Below are 16,408 nucleotides of genomic sequence, written 5' to 3' on the forward strand. Positions count from 1 at the left end.
TTCAGACCCCATCCCGACGCCGGATGGTTGTTGTTTGCTCTTAATCTGGTAGTTTCCCATGAACATTCTCTTCATCGCCGATCCGCTCGAATCCTTCAAGATTTACAAGGACACCACCTTCGCCATGATGCGCGAGGCGCAAAGGCGTGGCCATAGCGTGGCGACCTGTGAACCGCAGGACGTGATGTGGCAGCGCGGCGCCCTGGTCACGGCGCATGTGCGCGATATCGTGCTCACCGGGCAGCCCGATGCGTGGTTCGAGGTCAAAGGCGCGCGCGCCGTGGCGCTGAAGGACTTCGATGCCATCCTCATGCGCAAGGACCCGCCCTTCGACAGCGAATACTTCTACGCCACCCACCTGCTGGAGCAGGCCGAGCGCGACGGCGCGCGCGTATTCAACAAGCCTGGCGCACTGCGCGACCACCCGGAAAAGCTCGCCATCATGGAGTTCCCGCAGTTCATCGGCCCGACGCTGGTGACGCGCGACGAGGCCGACATCAAGCGTTTCCACGCCGAGCACCAGGACATCATCCTCAAGCCGCTCGACGGCATGGGCGGCATGGGCATCTTCCGCGTCGGACCGGACGGCCTGAACCTGGGCTCCATCACCGAGACGCTTAACCGCCACGGTGCGCAGAGCCTGATGGTGCAGAAGTTCCTGCCCGAGATCGTGGATGGCGACAAGCGTGTGCTGGTCATTGGCGGCAAGCCGGTGCCCTATTGCCTGGCGCGTATCCCGCAGGGCAGCGAAGTGCGCGGCAATCTCGCGGCCGGCGGCAAGGGCGTGGCGCGGGCCTTGAGCGAGCGCGACCGTTTCATTGCCGAATCATTGGGGCCGATTCTGTATGACCGGGGTTTGCTGCTGGTGGGGCTGGACGTGATTGGCGACAGCCTGACTGAAATCAACGTCACCAGCCCGACCTGCTTCCAGGAAATCTTCGATCAGACCGGCTTTGACGTGGCTGCCATGTTCGTGGAGACACTGGAGCAGGCCATCAAGGGCTGACTCAGCCACGGCATGCGTGTGGTGCAGCTACAGCCTGCCACGGCGCCATCCACAAACACCTGAAGCTCGCCGGGGGCCATGGCGACCCAGGTCTCGTTGGTGGTCAGCGGCTCGGTCACCACAATGGCCAGCCGGTCTTGCGGGCTGTTGAGGCTGGCCAGATCGACCTTCACATCGTCATCCTTGAGATGCACTTCGGTGAACGGGTGCTGGCGCAGCACGTAATACAGTTTGGTGCTGGCATGCGCCCACAAGGCCTGGCCATTGCTCATCAGGAAATTGAAGGTGCCGTACTTGGCGATTTTGGGCACCAGCTCGGCCAGTGTGCGCGTCAGCTCGTCCACCGTGGGCACCCCGACATGTGACTTGGCCAGCTCCTGCAGCAGCCAGCAGAAAGCCAGTTCGCTGTCGGTATTGCCCACCGGCCTGAAGCTGCCGTGCAGCGTGGGCGCGTAGTTCTTCAGGTCGCCATTGTGGGCAAACACCCAGTAGCGCCCCCACAGCTCGCGCACAAACGGGTGGCAATTCTCGAGGGTCACAGCGCCCACCGTGGCCTTGCGCACATGGGCTACCACGTTATGGCTTTTGATCGGGTAGGTGCGCAGCATCTTGGCGATGGGCGAGGTGGAAGCCCCTTCCTTGTCGACAAAGTAGCGCACCCCTTTGCCCGGCTTGTCCGGCGTAGCATCTTCGCTCTCGAAGAAGGCGATGCCCCAGCCGTCGGCATGGTGGTCTGTGCAGCCGCCGCGCTGCGAAAACCCCGTAAAACTCAGGTGGAGACTGGCGGGCAGGCGGCTGTTCATTCCGAGCAATTGGCACATGTTGTAAGTTTACTGCGCTGTAACACTCATAGAAAGCCGTGTGTGGCCCGGAAGGCACGAATAGTTGATAAGCAAGTCATGTTTCTCCGTCCAGGCTGGACACTGTCCATCCGCGCTGCTATGGTTTTACAGGCGGTCTACACCACTAAAGCCCGTTTCATCGGGCTGACAGCCGGCCTACCGTACGACTCGCCGCCTTGATCCGCAAAACTTTGCGAGCGAAACACCTGTCATGCAACACGCCAAGGAGGATCTATGGCCACTCAAATCTTTGTGAATCTGCCCATCAAGGAACTCGCCCGTTCGGTTGAATTTTTCACCCGTGCCGGTTTCACGTTCAATCCCCAGTTCACCAACGAAAAAGCCACCTGCATGGTCGTCGCCGACGATATTTTTGTCATGCTGCTGGTGGAGGACTTTTTCAAGACCTTCACCCCCAAGCCCATTTGTGACGCCAGCAAGAGCACTGAAGTGCTGATCTGCCTCGCCCTGGAAACCCGGGCCATGGTGGACGAGATGGTCGATAAAGCCCTGGCCGCCGGTGCAAGCGGGCCCAAAAAGCCCATGGACCAGGGCGGCATGTACCAGCGAAGCTTTCAGGACCTGGACGGGCATCTGTGGGAAATCATGCACATGGCCAACACCGCCGTCAACATCGGCCCGGTGGACGTCTAGCCAAGCTGTCAGGGATCTCGCACCATGTCCACCAGCCCCGTCCTGCATGTCAAACCGCTCGGTTTTCCGTGGGAAACCATCGACCCCTTTCTGTTCTGCGCCTACCACGACGACGCCTACCCCCAAGGCAATGCGCAGATGGGGCCGAACGCATCGCTCACTGGCCGCGTCATGGGCACCGACTTCAGCCGCAAGGACGGCTGGAGCATGTACCACGGCAGCAAGGTGCCGGGCTTTCCTGCGCATCCGCACCGTGGCTTCGAGACCGTCACCATCGTGCGCAAGGGCCTGATCGACCATTCGGACTCGCTCGGCGCGGCCGCACGCTTTGGCCGGGGCGATGTGCAGTGGCTGACCGCCGGCAAGGGCGTGGTGCATTCGGAGATGTTTCCGCTGCTCGACACCGCCGGACCCAACCCCTTGGAGCTGTTTCAGATCTGGCTCAACCTGCCGGCTGCCGCCAAGATGTCGACGCCGCACTTCACCATGTTCTGGTCCGAAAACATCCCCCACCGCACGGCCAGCGACGCGCAGGGCTGTAGCACCGAGGTCGCCGTGATTGCCGGCCGGCTGCTGGACGATGATGCTCCGCTGCCGCCGCCGCCCGATTCCTGGGCTGCGCGAGCGGACGCCGACGTGGCGATCTGGACCATCCGCATGGCGCCCGGCGCCCGCTGGACCCTGCCCGCCGCGACTGGCCAACGCACGCGGCGCACCCTGTACTTCTTCAAGGGCCGATCGGTGACCATCGCCGGGCAGGAGGTGCACAGCGAAGTTGCGATCGAGCTGCGCGGCGATGCGCCGGTTGAGCTGGTGAACAGCGCGCAGAGCGACGAAGCGGCCGAATTCCTGCTGCTGCAGGGTCGCCCCATTGCCGAGCCGGTGCTGCAATACGGTCCGTTCGTGATGAACACCCAGGCCGAGATCGAGCAGACGCTGGCCGACTACCAGCGCACGCGCTTCGGCGGCTGGCCCTGGCCCGACGCCGCGCCGGTGCATGGTCACGACCCGGCGCGCTTCGCTCGCCACCCGGACGGGCTGGTGGAAACGCCCGGCTTGGACCTAAGCCGAACTTGACGGGTCCAGCTGCCGGTACAGCGCGTTCGCGCGCGTCAGGTGCTCGCGGATGGCAAACTCGGCGGCCTGCGGGTCGCGCGTGGCGATGGCATCGACCAATCGCGCATGCTCGGCCAGGGTGACCTGCTCTGCGCCGGGTGCGCGGACAAAGGGGTGGTAATACTCGATCGCCCAGCCGAACAAGGCCTCCAGAATGGCCGGGAAGATCGGGTTGCCGCTGATGCGCGCGATCTCGCGGTGCAAGGCCATGTCGCGCTGGAGGAATTCGTCCACCTTGCCGACAGAGGCGCGGTGTTCGGCCAGCCGTTCGCGCAGCCGCGCAATGTCTTCTTCGGTGGCGCGCTCGGCCGCCATGCGGGCCATGCCGACCTCCAGAAATACACGCGCGTCTTTCAGGTGTGCCAGCATGTCGGGCTGGCTGTGCAGCAGGTGGCGCGCGCCGCCGGCAAGTTGTTCGATCAGGCGCCCGGCCGTGGGGATGACGACCAGCGCCCGCTCGCCATGGGTGATCTCGACAATGCCCGAGCGCTCCAGTGCCTGCAAGGCTTCGCGCACCGCTGGCCGGCCCACGCCATAAAATTCCATCAGCTCGCGCTCGGAGGGCAGGTGGGCGCCGGGCGGAATCTCGCCGCTGCGGATTCGCTCCAGCAGCCGGTCAAGTACTTCCTGGTACAACTTGCGGCGCTGAATCTGTTCGGGGATCATGGTGAAGAGGTGCGAATGGCGGCGCAAAGATGGCTGAAAGAGGGGCTTTTAAGAGGGCTTTTTATTATCCCTTAGTCAAGCAGGCGGCCGGCCCGCACGGCGCCGAAAAACGAGTGCGTGCCCATCTGCCCGCCCTTGAGCACAATCTCCAGGCCGTCGCGTTCGCGCCGCTCCGACCAGGCTCGGCACAGCGGCGCGCCCGGCGCCAGGCCGGCCACCACACTGAGCGCGGTGATGTCGAGCGCGCTGGCCACTTCGCCCGAGCTGTCGCCGCCGGCGACCACCACGCGCGTCAAGGGCGCACGCGCCAACAAGCGCCGCATCACTTCAGCCAAGCCGCAAGCCACACGCTGCGCCGCCTCACCGCGGGCCAGCCCGGCTTGCGCGGCCGTGGCGTCGAATTGCAGCACGGCGGCGTCGTCCGGGCCGGCGGCCGAATACACCAAGGGGCTGATGCCTTGCTGGATCGCCTGCACGGCGGCAGCGACGGCGCGTTCGATCTCGGTCTCACCCTCGCGCGCATCGAGCAGGCGCGGCAGGTTCAGGCGCTCGGCGTGAAAGCCGTGTTCTCGCGCCCAGGCGATTTGCGCCGCCGACACCGGCGAGCAACTGCCGCTAACCACGGCGATGGTCGGGACGGCAGGCGCCGTCGGCAGCGAGGGCTGGGCCGGCAACAGGCCCTGGCTGCGCCAGTGCGCCGCCAGCGCGTATTGCAGGCCCGACGATGAGGCTGTGAACAGGCCCTGGCCACGCTGCGTCCACACCAGCCGGCCAGCGGCGGCCAACGTTTCTTCGTCGAGCACATCAATGAGCACCACCGGCGCATCGGCCCCGGCGAGCGCCTGCACGCGCTCGGCAGCGCCATCCGCACGCAGCTGCACCAGGTCGATCAATTCGCTGCGCCGCTGCGTCTGCGCTGCCAGATGCACACGCAGGTCGGCCTCGGCCATGGGCGTGACCGGATGGCGCGACATGGTGGGATGCCGGTCCAGGCGGTAGCCGACACCGTCAACCGCCGCGAACAAATGGCCGAAGGTCTGGTAGCGCTTCAGGCGCGGCGCACCGACCACCATCGGCGACCAGTTGCCCGGCATCAGCGGCACGCCGAGGTCGATGGCGCGGCCGATCGAGCCGAGCTCGGGCGAGGAGTCGAAGGTCGAGCAGACCTTGTATTGCAGAATCGGCGCCCCGAGTGCGGCCAGGCTGGCGAAGGCCGGCGGCAGCTCGCGCGCCATCCAGTCCGGACTGCGGCCACGCGACTGGCCGGCCAGACCGACGCAACGCACGTCGGGAAATCGCTTCAGCCAAGCGGGCGTTGGCGGACGCAGGAACAGCACGGTCGGCACGCCGGCGGCGGTAAAAGCTTCCATGACGTCGGTCGAGCCGGTGAAATCATCGCCGTAGTAGGCGAGCAGCAGGCCGTCGGGCCAGGCCTCGGTGGTCGAGGATTCCGGCGCGTTCATCACCAAAACTCAAGCGCCGCGCGCAACTCGGGATGCGTGCGCGCCTGTTCCGTCAAAGGCGTACCCGCCATCGCCGCATCCCACGCCTGGCGAAACGCGCTGACGCCGGCGGCGATGCCACCCGGGTGGCCGAAGATACCGCCGCCCGCCGCGTGAATCAGGTCTGCGTTGCCCAGCGCCGCATAGGTGCCGGGTGCCTGCAGCCCGGTCTGGCCGGAGCTGAACACTGGCATGGCCTGCATGGGGGCGTGCGCGAACAGCGGCTTCTGCACCGCACGCGCGGCGGCAATCACGCTCTCGTCGGATTCGCTGAACTTGTTGCGCAAGCCGTTCACATGCAAATGGTCGGCGCCAGCCAGGCGCCAAATTTGTTGCCATGGCGCGAAGTCCCAACCGAGCGCGGGGCTGCGGCTCAGGGCGCCCCAGCCACAGCGGTGGGCATGAATGGGCAGGCTGGCGTGGCGGCGCAATTCCATCAGGCCGACCAGGCCAATCGCGTTCAGGCTCGCCATGACGCAGGTGCCGCCCAGCGACTGCACCAGGTCGTGGCGCCGGCGCATCTGGTCCAGGTCGCCAGTCAGGTTGAAGGCCACCATCACTTTGCGCCCATGGCGCTGTGCGGCGTCGTTGACGACGTGCATCACGGCGCGCACGCGTTGGTCGAACGGGCAGTGCGGGCCATCGGCCTGCAACTCATCGTCCTTGATGAAGTCAATGCCACCCTCCACCAGTTGGCGCACCTGCTCCGCCGTCTCCTCGGGGTTCAACCCAACGCTGGGCTTGATGATGGTGCCGATCAGCGGCCCCTGCGCTACACCGGCGAGCCGGCGCGTACCCGCCACGCCAAAGGCAGGGCCGGGGTAGGCGGCGGCAAACGACGGCGGCAGCGTCAGGTCCAGCAGGCGCAGGCCCGACACCTGGCGCAGCTCGAACAGGTTGCCGGCGATGGTCGCCATCAGGTTCGGCAGCGAAGGCCCGAGGTTTTCGATCGGCCACGACAGTTCCAGCTTGCAGCGCGTGTAGACGCTGCTGGCCATGCCGCCCGGCAGGCTGGGCTGGCCGACCTGCTCCAGCACCTCCAGGCGCTCGACGCGCGCGCCGGAGCGCGCCTTCAGCGCCGGGGTCTCGTTCGGCAGCGCGAGGAAGGTGCCGCTGGACTGCTCGCCGGCGATGGCCTCGGCGGCGCGGCGCGGATCGTCACCGGTTTCCAGCCAATAGTTGGCGTAAATGCGTTCACTCATGGTTAGTCTTTCAGTTCGGCAGTGCCTGCACGATGGCGTCGCCGAGTTCGCGTGTCGTGGCCCGGCCACCCAGGTCCGGCGTGCGTGGCGTGTCTGCGCTGCCCAGCACTTTTTCAATCGTTTTGACAATCATCTGACCGGCTTCGACCTGGCCCAGGTGTTCCAGCATCATCGCCGCCGACCAGATCTGGCCGATGGGGTTGGCGATGCCGCGACCGGCAATATCGGGCGCCGAGCCATGCACCGGCTCGAACAGCGAGGGGTAGGTCCGCTCCGGGTTGATATTGCCCGAGGGCGCGATGCCGATCGTGCCGGTGACCCCGGGGCCGAGGTCGGACAGGATGTCGCCAAACAGGTTGCTGGCGACCACCACGCCAAAGCGCTCCGGCGTCATCACAAAGCGCGCCGTCAGGATGTCGATGTGGTCCTGGTCGGCGCGCACGTCCGGGTACTCGGCGCGGATCGCGGCAAAGCGCTCGTCCCAGAACGGCATCGAATGGAACAGGCCGTTCGACTTGGTGGCCGAGGTCACATGCAGCTTGCCGCTGCGCCGTGCCAGCTCAAAGGCGTAACGCATGATGCGGTCGGTCGCGCGGCGCGTGAAGATCGACTGCTGCACCACGATCTCGTGTTCGGTGCCGGCGTTTTGCCGACCACCAATCTGCGAGTACTCGCCCTCGCTGTTTTCGCGCACCACCCAGAAATCGATGGGTTCTGCACGCTCGCGCACGGCCGGCGTCACGCCGGGCATCAGGCGCACCGGGCGCAGGTTCACGTACTGCTCGAAGGCGCGGCGGATCGGGATCAACAACCCCCAGGCCGAGACGTGGTCCGGCACGCCGGGAAATCCGACCGCGCCGAGGTACAGCGCATCAAAGTCACGCAGGCGCTCCAGGCCATCGTCCGGCATCATGCGGCCGGTGGCTTTGTAGGTTTCGCAACTCCAGTCGAAATGCCGGGCCGAGATGTCAAAGCCGAAGCGCGCCGCCACCGCCTCCAGCACACGCAGGCCCTCGGGCACGACCTCGCGGCCGATGCCATCGCCGGGAATCACGCCAATGCGGTAAGTCGTCATGCTGCCAGTTCAGATGCAGCGGCCACCGTCGACTTCAAGCGCGACACCGGTGATGAAGTCGGCTTCCCCGCTGGCGAGAAAGGCCGCGGCCTTGGCAATGTCCAGCGGCTTGCTCAGGCGCCCGAGCGGGATGGTAGCGATGATTTTTTGCCGCACTTCCGCGCTGTCCTCGCCGGGCAGAAAGTCGGCCAGCAAGCCGGTCTCGCCCATCACCGGGTTGATCGCCACGACGCGGATCTTGTCCGGCGCGAGTTCGATCGCCATGGCCTTGGTCAGCGTGATGGCCGCACCCTTGGTGCCCGCATACCAGCTCAGGCCCGGTCGCGGGCGCAAGCCGGCGGTGGAGGCGATGTTGATGATGACGCCGCCGCGGCCCTGTTGGCGAAACACCGGCACCGCATGGCGCGCGCCGAGGTAAATGCTTTTCACGTTGGTGGCGTAGACGCGGTCGAAGGTCTTCTCGTCGGTCTCCAGCATCGGCTGGTTTTTGTGCGTGGTGCCGGCGTTGTTGACGAGGATGTCCAGACGGCCGAAACGCGCCAGCGTCGCCGCCACCATCGCCTGCACCGAGGCGTCCTGGGTCACGTCCACATGCACCGCGATGGCCTGGCCGCCGGTCGCCTCGATGGCAGCGGCGACCTGTTGTGCCGCCTCGTCACGCAGATCGGCCACCACCACTTGGGCCCCGAGTTCAGCAAAATGTTTGGCGATGCCTTCACCAAATCCGCCGCCGGCGCCGGTGACGATGGCCACCTGGTCTTGCAGTTTTTTCACGCGCTTCTCCTGGGTTGTTGAGTTGAAAAGATCAGCCATGCTGGATGGCGATGGTCTTGACCGTGGTGAAGCCGCGCAAGCCCTCGAAGGCTTTTTCGCGGCCGTAGCCCGAATGTTTCATGCCGCCAAAGGGCAGCTCGATGCCGCCGCCAGCGCCGTAGTTGTTGATGAACACCTGGCCGGCCTCGATGCGGTGTGCCACGCGCAACTGGCGTGCGCCGTCGCGCGTCCACACCGCTGCCGTCAGGCCAAAGGGCGTGCCGTTCGCGATCTCAATGGCTTCCTCCTCGCCGTCAAAACTCATCGCCGCCAGTACCGGGCCGAAGACCTCGGCTTGCGCAATCGTGTGCGTCGGGGGCACGGCACCGAGCAGCATCGGTTCGAAGAAAAAACCACCTTTTGGCGCGCCCGTCACCAGGCGGGCCCGTGCCGCCACTTGCACGCCGTCGCCGCAGGCCGCGTCCACCATGGCCTGCACGCGTTCAAACTGCTTGCGGTTGATCAGCGGGCCACAGTCGGGGCCTTGCAGGCCCGGGCCGGTCGTCAAGGCCTCGAAGCGGTCCTTCAGCAGCGCCATGACTTGGGCATAAATGGCACGATCGATCAGTACCCGGCTGCCGGCGGCACAGGTCTGGCCGGCGTTCTGCACGATGGCGTTTACCACCACCGGCAGCGCCAGGTCCAGATCGGCATCGGCGAACAGGATTTGCGGCGACTTGCCGCCCAGCTCCAGCGTCACCGGCACATGGTTGACCGCAGCGGCCTGCGCCACGGCGGTGCCGGTCTGCGGCGAGCCGGTGAAGGAAATATGGTTGATGCCGGTGTGTCCGGCCAGCGCCGCGCCGGCCTCCATGCCGAGGCCGCAGACGATATTCAGCGCACCCGCAGGCAGGCCGGCCTCCAGCGCCAGCGCGGCGATGCGTAGCGGCGTCAGGCAGGCGTCTTCGGCCGGTTTCACGACGCAGGCATTGCCGGCGGCCAGCGCGCCACCGACCGAGCGGCCGAAGATTTGCGCCGGGTAGTTCCACGGAATGATGTGGCCGGTGACGCCGTGCGGCACGCGCACCGCCAGCACGGTCGAGCCCTGCGCATAGGGAATGGTCTCGCCGTGCAGCTTGTCGGCCGCGCCGGCGTAGTACTCGAAGTAGCGCGCGCAGGCCGTGATGTCGGCTTGCGCCTGCTGGATCGGCTTGCCGGTGTCGCGGCACTCCAGTTCGGCCAGCGCGGCGTGCTGCCGCAGGATCAGGTGGGAGAGCCGCATCATGATGCGGCCACGCTCGGTGGCCGTGGTGCGGCCCCAGGCGCCGCGGTAGGCAGCCCGTGCCGCTGCCACGGCGGCGTCCACGTCGCGCGTCTCGCTGCGCGGCAGGGTGGTGAAGACCTCGCCGTTGGACGGGTCGAGCACGTCCAGCGTGCGCCCCGAGAGGGCGGCGCAATGCTCGCCGGCGATGAAGTTGCGTTGGGCTTCGATTGGTGTCATGGCATGGCTCCCAAAATCAGAAAAAAGAGGTGAGTGGCCGCGGCATCACTTCGGCGGATAAACCAGGTCGCGCAGCGCCAGGCTGATGTCGGGCACGTAGGTGACGAGCATCAGGCAGGCGATGATCACCAGCACGAAAGGCAGCAGGTGGCGCACGATCTGGTCCAGCGAAATCCGGGCCACCGTGCAGGCCGCAAACAGGTTCACGCCGAACGGCGGCGTGATCATGCCCAGCGCCAGGTTCACCACCATGATGGTGCCGAAGTGCACCGGGTCCACGCCGAAGTGGCGCGCGACCGGCACCAGGATTGGCGCCAGCACGATGATGGCGGCAGAGGTCTCGATGAACATGCCGATGACGAACAGCGCCGCGTTGACGCCCAGCAAAAACCACATCGGCGACTTCAGCACTTCGGTCAGCCAGGCGCCCAGCGCCTCCGGCACACCGGCGCGCGTGATCAGGAAGGCGAACAGCCCCGCGTTGGCGATGATGAACATGATGATCGCGCTGGAGATCACCGATTTGCGAAAGACCACCACCAGGTCCTTGAGCTCCAGCTCGCGGTGAATGAGCAGCCCCACCGTCAGCGCATAAAACACCGCCACCACCGAGGCCTCGGTGGGCGTGAAGATACCGCCGTAGATGCCACCCAGAATGATCACCGGCATCAACAGTGCCCAGCCAGCCTTGAGCGTGGCGACGCGCACCGGCAACCGGCCGTCGCCATCGCGCTTGCCCCAGCCCTTGTAGCGGCAGTACAGGTGCACAAACAGCATCAGCGCGGCACCGATCAACAGGCCCGGCCCGAAACCGGCAATGAACAGTTCGCCGATGGACACTTCGGCCGAGACGCCGTACAGAATCATCGGGATCGACGGCGGAATGATCACGCCGAGTTCGGCCGAGGTCGCCTGCAGCGCCGCCGCGTAGGCGGTGGGGTAACCGTGCTTGATCAGCGCCGGGATCAGGATGGCGCCGATGGCGAAGGTCGTGGCCACCGAGGAGCCCGACACGGCGGCAAAAATCATGCAGGTCAGCACGCAGGTCATCGGCAGCCCGCCCTGCACGCCGCCGACCAGCGACTTGGCGAACTCCACCAGCCGGCGCGAGATGCCGCCGGTTTCCATCAGGTTGCCGGCCAGGATGAAGAAGGGCACCGCCGCGAGCGGAAACTTGTCGATCGCTGTGAACATTTCCTTGGGCGCGAGCACCAGCTTGTCGGCGTCGAACAGCGCCAGGCCCAGCATGGCCGAGCCGCCGATGGCCACGGCAATGGAGACGCTCAGCGCGAACGCGAGCACCATGGAGATCAAGAGTGTGACGGGCATGGCAGCTTCCTACTGGGCGTTTTCAAGTTCTTCGTTCATTGGGTCGATGTGCTGGGCGAGCACCGCCAACACCGCCAGGGCCGCCCCGACCGGCAGCGCGGCGTAGGCCCAGGCCATCGACAGCTCCATGCTGGCAAAGGTCTGGAAGCGCACCCGCCACACCAGCTCGATGCCGAACCACATCAGCGCCAGCAAAAAGGCCAGCGACACCAGCGTGATCAGCGCGCGCACCGCCTGGCGCCACCAGCCGCGCGACACGCGCAGCATCAGGTCCACCGACACCAGCGCGCCCCGGCGAAACGCCACCACCACGCCCAGCATCACGCACCAGATCAACAAGCGCCGCATCGCCTCCTCGGTCCAGGTCGAGGGTTGCGAGAGCACAAAGCGCGCCACCACCTGCCACAGCCCGAGGCAGCAAATCACCGCCAGCAGCAGACAGGCGAGGTTCAAGGCGACGCTGGTGGTGCGCCGGTCGAGCGCGAGCACGCCGGTCCGCAGGCTGGCGTTCATTTCACCGCCTGAATCGCGGCGATGCGCTCGGCGCCGAACTCCTTGGCGAAGTTGGCGTAGGCCGGTATCACCGCCTTGCGGAAGCTCTCGCCGTCCACCTTTTCAACCACCTGCATGCCGTCCTTCTTCAGTTGGGCGATGCCATTGGCCTCGTCGTCGTTCACGCGCTTGCGCTGCGCCACGGCGGCTTTCTGCGCGGCCGCGAGGAAGACCTTGCGGTCCGCCTCCGACAGCTTGCCCCAGACCGTGGGCGACAAGATCAGCACCGCCGGTGAGTAGACATGGCCGGTCAGCGACAGGTATTTTTGCACCTGCGAAAACTTGGACGAAAGAATCACCGGAATCGGGTTCTCCTGGCCGTCCACCGTGCCCTGTTGCAGTGCCGTGAACAGTTCCGGAAAGGCCATAGGCGTGGGCAGCAGACCGAAGGTGCGGTAGCCGTCCATGTGCACCTTGTTTTCCATGGTGCGAATCTTCAAGCCCGAGGCGTCGCTGGCCTGCAGGATGGCGCGCTTGTTGTTGGTCATGTGGCGAAAGCCGTTCTCGGTCCAGGCCAGGCCCATCAGGCCCTTGGCCTGCATCTTCTTCAGCAGCTCCTGCCCGATCGGGCCATCCATTACCTTGCGGGCGTGGTCGTAGTCGCGAAACAGAAAGGGAATGTCCACCACCCGCGTTTCCGCCACAAAGTTGCCCAGCGGACCGGTTGAGGTGTTGACCAGGTCCTGCGTGCCGAGCTGCACCGATTCAATCATCTCGCGCTCGCCGCCGAGTGCCGAGTTGGGATAGTGCTGGCATTTGTAGCGGTCCTGCGTGCCCTTCTCGATCTCGTCGCAGAAGGTCGTCGCGCCGACGCCGTAATGCGAGTCCTTGGGCGGCGTGTAGCCGATCTTCAGGATGGTCTGGGCGCCGGCGCTGCCGGCAAGAGCCATCAAGGTGGCCAGGGTAGCGAGGCGAAAGGTGGAACGTGAGGTCATGTTTGTCTCCTAATGAAAAGGCATGCTGGAACCAAGGGGGGGCCGGGAACGCGAAAACTCAGGTGATGCGGCGGATGCTGTCGGCGATCTCGTCGCGGTCGAACACTTTTTTCCAGTCGTCGCGCATCAGGCGCGGCTTGCCGAAAGTGATGGCCTTGTTGCAGGCATCGGAGAACTGGCCCGGAATTTCCTTGAATATGACGGCCGCCAGAATCGTCATGTGGCCGAGCAGAAAGTCGCGCGCCGCGTCCTTGGGCACACCGCGCGCCACCACCTCGTCCATCGCTTCGCGCATCACGTCCAGCAGGGTGGCGCAGACGGTTTCGGACAGGCCCGGCTCCAGCAAAGCCATCTGGTCGACCGTGAGGCGATAGGAGCGCAGGATGGGCTGGTAAATCACCTTGGCCACCGCCTCGCCGAGTTCGAAATCGGCGTCCGTACCTTGCATCAGCGCGCTGACGATGGACTGCTTGGCGTGGGCGCCGCCGAAGAAGTCGCGCCGCGCCTCGGGCGTGCTTTCGTCGTTGAAGATCGGCGGATGGCAGGGATGGGCGACGAAGTAAACCAGGTCCGGCCGGTTCGGCAGGTGGCCGGCGAAGGGCGCGGCAGCGTCCAAGGTGATCACCATCGTGCCGGGCTGCAGCAGCGGCGAGATCTCGGCCGCTATTTTGCCGATCAAAGTGTCGGGCACCGCGAGGATCACGACCTGGGCGCCGTCCAGCGCGGCCTCGACCGACACGCAATCAATGCCCAACTCGTCCTTGAGCCGCTGGCGGCCGGTGGCGCCGACCTCGACATGGCGCACCCGGTAGTCCGAACCCTGCAGGTTCTTGGCCAGCCGGCAGCCCATTTTTCCTCCGGCGCCGAAGAGGGCGATGGTCGTATTCATTTTTTCAGACTCCAGTTGGTGGTGAGTGGAAGCACACCTCTTTCACGAGGAAAGTGCTGATGTGGTCTGATGGTATGATGAGTATGTCAATAGGTCAACATGGTGGAAACCCGAATGGCTAGAGGCCGGCTGGCCAGTAGCGCGTGCGCGGCGTCTTTATAAAGATAATTGCGAAGCCGCGCCCTTGGCGCCTACCGGAAAACCACCATGAACTTTGGACTTGTCGCACACCGATTGCACCGGCTCGGCCCGGACAGCAGCTTGCTGCACTGGGCGCGCGTTTGCGAGCCTGCCTTGCGTGCTCTCGGCTGGGGCCTGCACGCCACCGGCGGCGCCCATGACGCACTGTCGAAGTACAAATTGCTGGAGAGTCAACTCGTGCCCGTGGGCAACGGCCGCGACGGGGGGCTGATGCGCCTGGTGTCGCGCATGGCCGGCGGCCTGGTGCCGCAGGATGCGCTGGACGGCGTGTTTTTCCTGATCGACCCGGTCGACCCGACCTCGATTTACCCCGAAGCCCAGGCGCTCAAACGCCAGTGCGTGATTCACGGCAAACCGTTTGTGGCCACGCTGGCGGGCGCGATTGAATGGGTGGCGGTGGAACTGCGCAGCGCCGGGCTGAACGCGCTGAGCCTGCCCGAGGCCGCGCCCCTGTTTGACCTCGAATCCCAGGTGCTCGCCCTGATCGCTCACGATGCGCTGAAAAACAAGATGGTGGCCTTTGCCGCCGAGCATTTCGACACCCTGTCGCGCTTTGCCGGCCGCGTGGCCACCGGCACCACTGGCAGCCGCTTGAACGAGATGGCCTGGTCGCGTGGTTGGCCCGCATCCCAGCCATGGGTCACCTGCTACCAGAGCGGCCCGCTGGGCGGCGACGCGCAGATTGCTGAACTGGTGCTGGACCAGCGGTGCCAGAAAGTCATCTTTTTTGAAGACCCGCATGTGGCCCGCCAGCACGAGGCCGACATCCAGTTGCTGGAGCGCGCCGTGTGCAGCGCCCACCACGCCACCACCTGCTTCAATACCCCGGCCATGGCCACCCGCTGGGCGCAGGCCGTGTCGCGTCCGGTCTAGCGTTTTTCCGGTCGCAGGAAGCGCAACGATGATCGATTCCTTCCTGGGCGGGCTGTCTCCGGTTCCGGCGTGGATGTTTTTCGCCGTCGTTGCCCTGCTGGTGATCATCATCTGGTCGATCAGGCGTCATCGCAGCCCCAGGCTGCGCATCGAATGTGCTGACTCCATCGCAGATCTCATTCCTTCACTGGCCGGCTTGACACTGGGCACAGCCGTTGCCGGCAACTCCGTCGAATTGCTTGAGAACGGCGCTTTTTTTGAGGTGCTGCTGGCGCGCATCGGCGCCGCACAGAAGTCAGTGCACTTCGAAACCTTCTTGTGGAAAGAAGGGCGGCTGGGCCAGCGCGTGGCCAACGCGCTGTCGGAGCGCGCCCGCGCCGGCTTGAAGGTGCGTGTTCTGCTCGATGCGACGGGTTCCCGGAGAATGGGCAAGGGCACCCAGCGCCAGATGGAAGAAGCCGGCTGCAAGGTCGCGTTTTTCCATGAAAAGAAGTTTCGCAATATCGGCGTGCTGAACGACCGCGATCACCGCAAGCTCGTGGTCATCGACGGCCGCGAAGCCTTTGTCGGTGGCCATTGCATCGTCGACACCTGGCTGGGCGACGCCCAGGACAACCAACACTACGCCGACCTCAGCGTGCACTTGCACGGCCCCATCGTGAACAATGTGCAGGCCGCGTTCAGCGAAAACTGGGGCGGACAAACCGGAGAGTTGTTCGTCGGCGACGACGTGTTCCCGACGCTGGCACCGGCCGGCGACATATTGATCCACGCGGCGTACGCCAAGCCGGAAGGCTCGGCCCCGGCCGTGAAGATTCTTCACCACACCGCCATCTGCCTGGCCCGCAAGCGCATTTGGATTCAGAACCCCTATTTCATCCCCAAGCCCGAAGCGATTGACGCGTTCGGCGAGGCCGTGAAACGCGGCGTTGACGTGCGTGTGTTGATGCCCTCGACCAGTGGCTCGGACAACCCGATGGTGCAGCACGCCGGGCACCGCAACTTCGAAAAGCTGCTGCGCTGCGGCGTGCGCCTGTTCGAGTACCCGCACACGCTGCTGCACCAGAAAGTGATGACGGTCGATGGCGTGTGGAGCGCCATCGGCTCCAGCAATTTCGACGACCGGTCCTTCGACACCAATGACGAAATAACGCTGGGCATCAAGGACGCCGCGATCGCGCAGCAGCTCGATGCCGTCTTCGAGAAGTACGCCCCGCACTGCAAGGAGATCGAGTTGGCGGCGTGGACCCAGCGCGGGCTGTGGCACAAGTTCAAAGACAACCTGTTTTACCTGTTCAACGAAATTCTCTGA

General features: G+C 65.3%; 16 protein-coding genes. 5 read left to right on the plus strand and 11 right to left on the minus strand.

What is annotated here, in order from left to right; all coding sequences use genetic code 11:
* Window positions 1–58: 58 nt before the first annotated feature.
* Entirely contained in the window at window positions 59–1,006 is a 948-nt protein-coding gene (gene gshB / locus C5P05_RS26205) for a glutathione synthase (RefSeq protein ID WP_114972809.1), read from the plus strand.
* Here the strand turns inward: gshB and C5P05_RS26210 are convergent.
* Window positions 943–1,827, minus strand: a complete 885-nt coding sequence (locus C5P05_RS26210) for a class II glutamine amidotransferase (protein ID WP_114972810.1) — start codon at window positions 1,825–1,827, stop codon at window positions 943–945. The two genes, gshB and C5P05_RS26210, sit on opposite strands and share 64 nt — an antisense overlap.
* Before the next feature lie 255 nt (window positions 1,828–2,082).
* Between C5P05_RS26210 and C5P05_RS26215 the strand changes: the two genes are divergently transcribed.
* Both C5P05_RS26215 and C5P05_RS26220 read left to right on the plus strand, forming a co-directional pair.
* Window positions 2,083–2,502: a VOC family protein gene (locus C5P05_RS26215; protein ID WP_114972811.1), complete on the plus strand. Its 420-nt coding sequence runs from the start codon at window positions 2,083–2,085 to the stop codon at window positions 2,500–2,502.
* A 24-nt stretch (window positions 2,503–2,526) separates the two neighbouring features.
* Window positions 2,527–3,579 carry a pirin family protein gene (locus C5P05_RS26220; protein ID WP_114972812.1) on the plus strand — a complete coding sequence of 351 codons (1,053 nt, stop codon included), beginning with the start codon at window positions 2,527–2,529 and terminating at the stop codon, window positions 3,577–3,579.
* On the opposite strand, the gene C5P05_RS26225 is transcribed toward C5P05_RS26220, so the two are convergent.
* From C5P05_RS26225 to C5P05_RS26270, 10 genes are all read right to left on the minus strand, one after another.
* Window positions 3,565–4,281, minus strand: coding sequence for a transcriptional regulator NanR (locus tag C5P05_RS26225; RefSeq protein ID WP_114972958.1), 717 nt, complete (start codon window positions 4,279–4,281; stop codon window positions 3,565–3,567). The two genes, C5P05_RS26220 and C5P05_RS26225, sit on opposite strands and share 15 nt — an antisense overlap.
* Before the next feature lie 74 nt (window positions 4,282–4,355).
* Entirely contained in the window at window positions 4,356–5,747 is a 1,392-nt protein-coding gene (gene oiaK / locus C5P05_RS26230) for a 3-oxo-isoapionate kinase OiaK (protein WP_114972813.1), read from the minus strand.
* Window positions 5,747–6,988: a ribulose-bisphosphate carboxylase large subunit family protein gene (locus tag C5P05_RS26235; protein WP_114972814.1), complete on the minus strand. Its 1,242-nt coding sequence runs from the start codon at window positions 6,986–6,988 to the stop codon at window positions 5,747–5,749. Before C5P05_RS26235 ends, oiaK begins: the two co-directional genes overlap by 1 nt.
* A gap of 10 nt (window positions 6,989–6,998) precedes the next feature.
* On the minus strand, window positions 6,999–8,063 hold the full coding sequence (locus C5P05_RS26240) for a tartrate dehydrogenase (RefSeq protein WP_114972815.1): 1,065 nt from the start codon (window positions 8,061–8,063) through the stop codon (window positions 6,999–7,001).
* Between the two features lie 9 nt (window positions 8,064–8,072).
* Window positions 8,073–8,837 carry a glucose 1-dehydrogenase gene (locus C5P05_RS26245; protein ID WP_114972959.1) on the minus strand — a complete coding sequence of 255 codons (765 nt, stop codon included), beginning with the start codon at window positions 8,835–8,837 and terminating at the stop codon, window positions 8,073–8,075.
* 31 nt (window positions 8,838–8,868) lie between these two features.
* Entirely contained in the window at window positions 8,869–10,308 is a 1,440-nt protein-coding gene (locus C5P05_RS26250; protein ID WP_114972960.1) for an aldehyde dehydrogenase family protein, read from the minus strand.
* 54 nt (window positions 10,309–10,362) lie between these two features.
* Complete coding sequence (locus tag C5P05_RS26255; RefSeq protein ID WP_114972816.1) at window positions 10,363–11,646, minus strand: TRAP transporter large permease; 1,284 nt, start codon at window positions 11,644–11,646, stop codon at window positions 10,363–10,365.
* A gap of 9 nt (window positions 11,647–11,655) precedes the next feature.
* Complete coding sequence (locus tag C5P05_RS26260) at window positions 11,656–12,159, minus strand: TRAP transporter small permease (protein ID WP_114972817.1); 504 nt, start codon at window positions 12,157–12,159, stop codon at window positions 11,656–11,658.
* Window positions 12,156–13,133, minus strand: a complete 978-nt coding sequence (locus C5P05_RS26265; RefSeq protein ID WP_198674875.1) for a TRAP transporter substrate-binding protein — start codon at window positions 13,131–13,133, stop codon at window positions 12,156–12,158. The genes C5P05_RS26260 and C5P05_RS26265 overlap by 4 nt, the downstream gene beginning before the upstream one ends.
* Before the next feature lie 58 nt (window positions 13,134–13,191).
* The gene (locus C5P05_RS26270) at window positions 13,192–14,022 is read right to left on the minus strand and encodes a phosphogluconate dehydrogenase C-terminal domain-containing protein (RefSeq protein ID WP_114972818.1); all 831 of its coding nucleotides are present in this window, start codon (window positions 14,020–14,022) and stop codon (window positions 13,192–13,194) included.
* A 207-nt stretch (window positions 14,023–14,229) separates the two neighbouring features.
* Here C5P05_RS26270 and C5P05_RS26275 point away from each other — a divergent pair, with 207 nt between their 5' ends.
* Complete coding sequence (locus C5P05_RS26275) at window positions 14,230–15,096, plus strand: methylglyoxal synthase (protein ID WP_114972819.1); 867 nt, start codon at window positions 14,230–14,232, stop codon at window positions 15,094–15,096.
* A gap of 28 nt (window positions 15,097–15,124) precedes the next feature.
* Window positions 15,125–16,408: a phospholipase D-like domain-containing protein gene (locus C5P05_RS26280; protein ID WP_114972820.1), complete on the plus strand. Its 1,284-nt coding sequence runs from the start codon at window positions 15,125–15,127 to the stop codon at window positions 16,406–16,408.

It is taken from the genome of Rhodoferax ferrireducens (assembly GCF_003347515.1).
Classification (GTDB): Bacteria; Pseudomonadota; Gammaproteobacteria; order Burkholderiales; family Burkholderiaceae_C; genus Rhodoferax.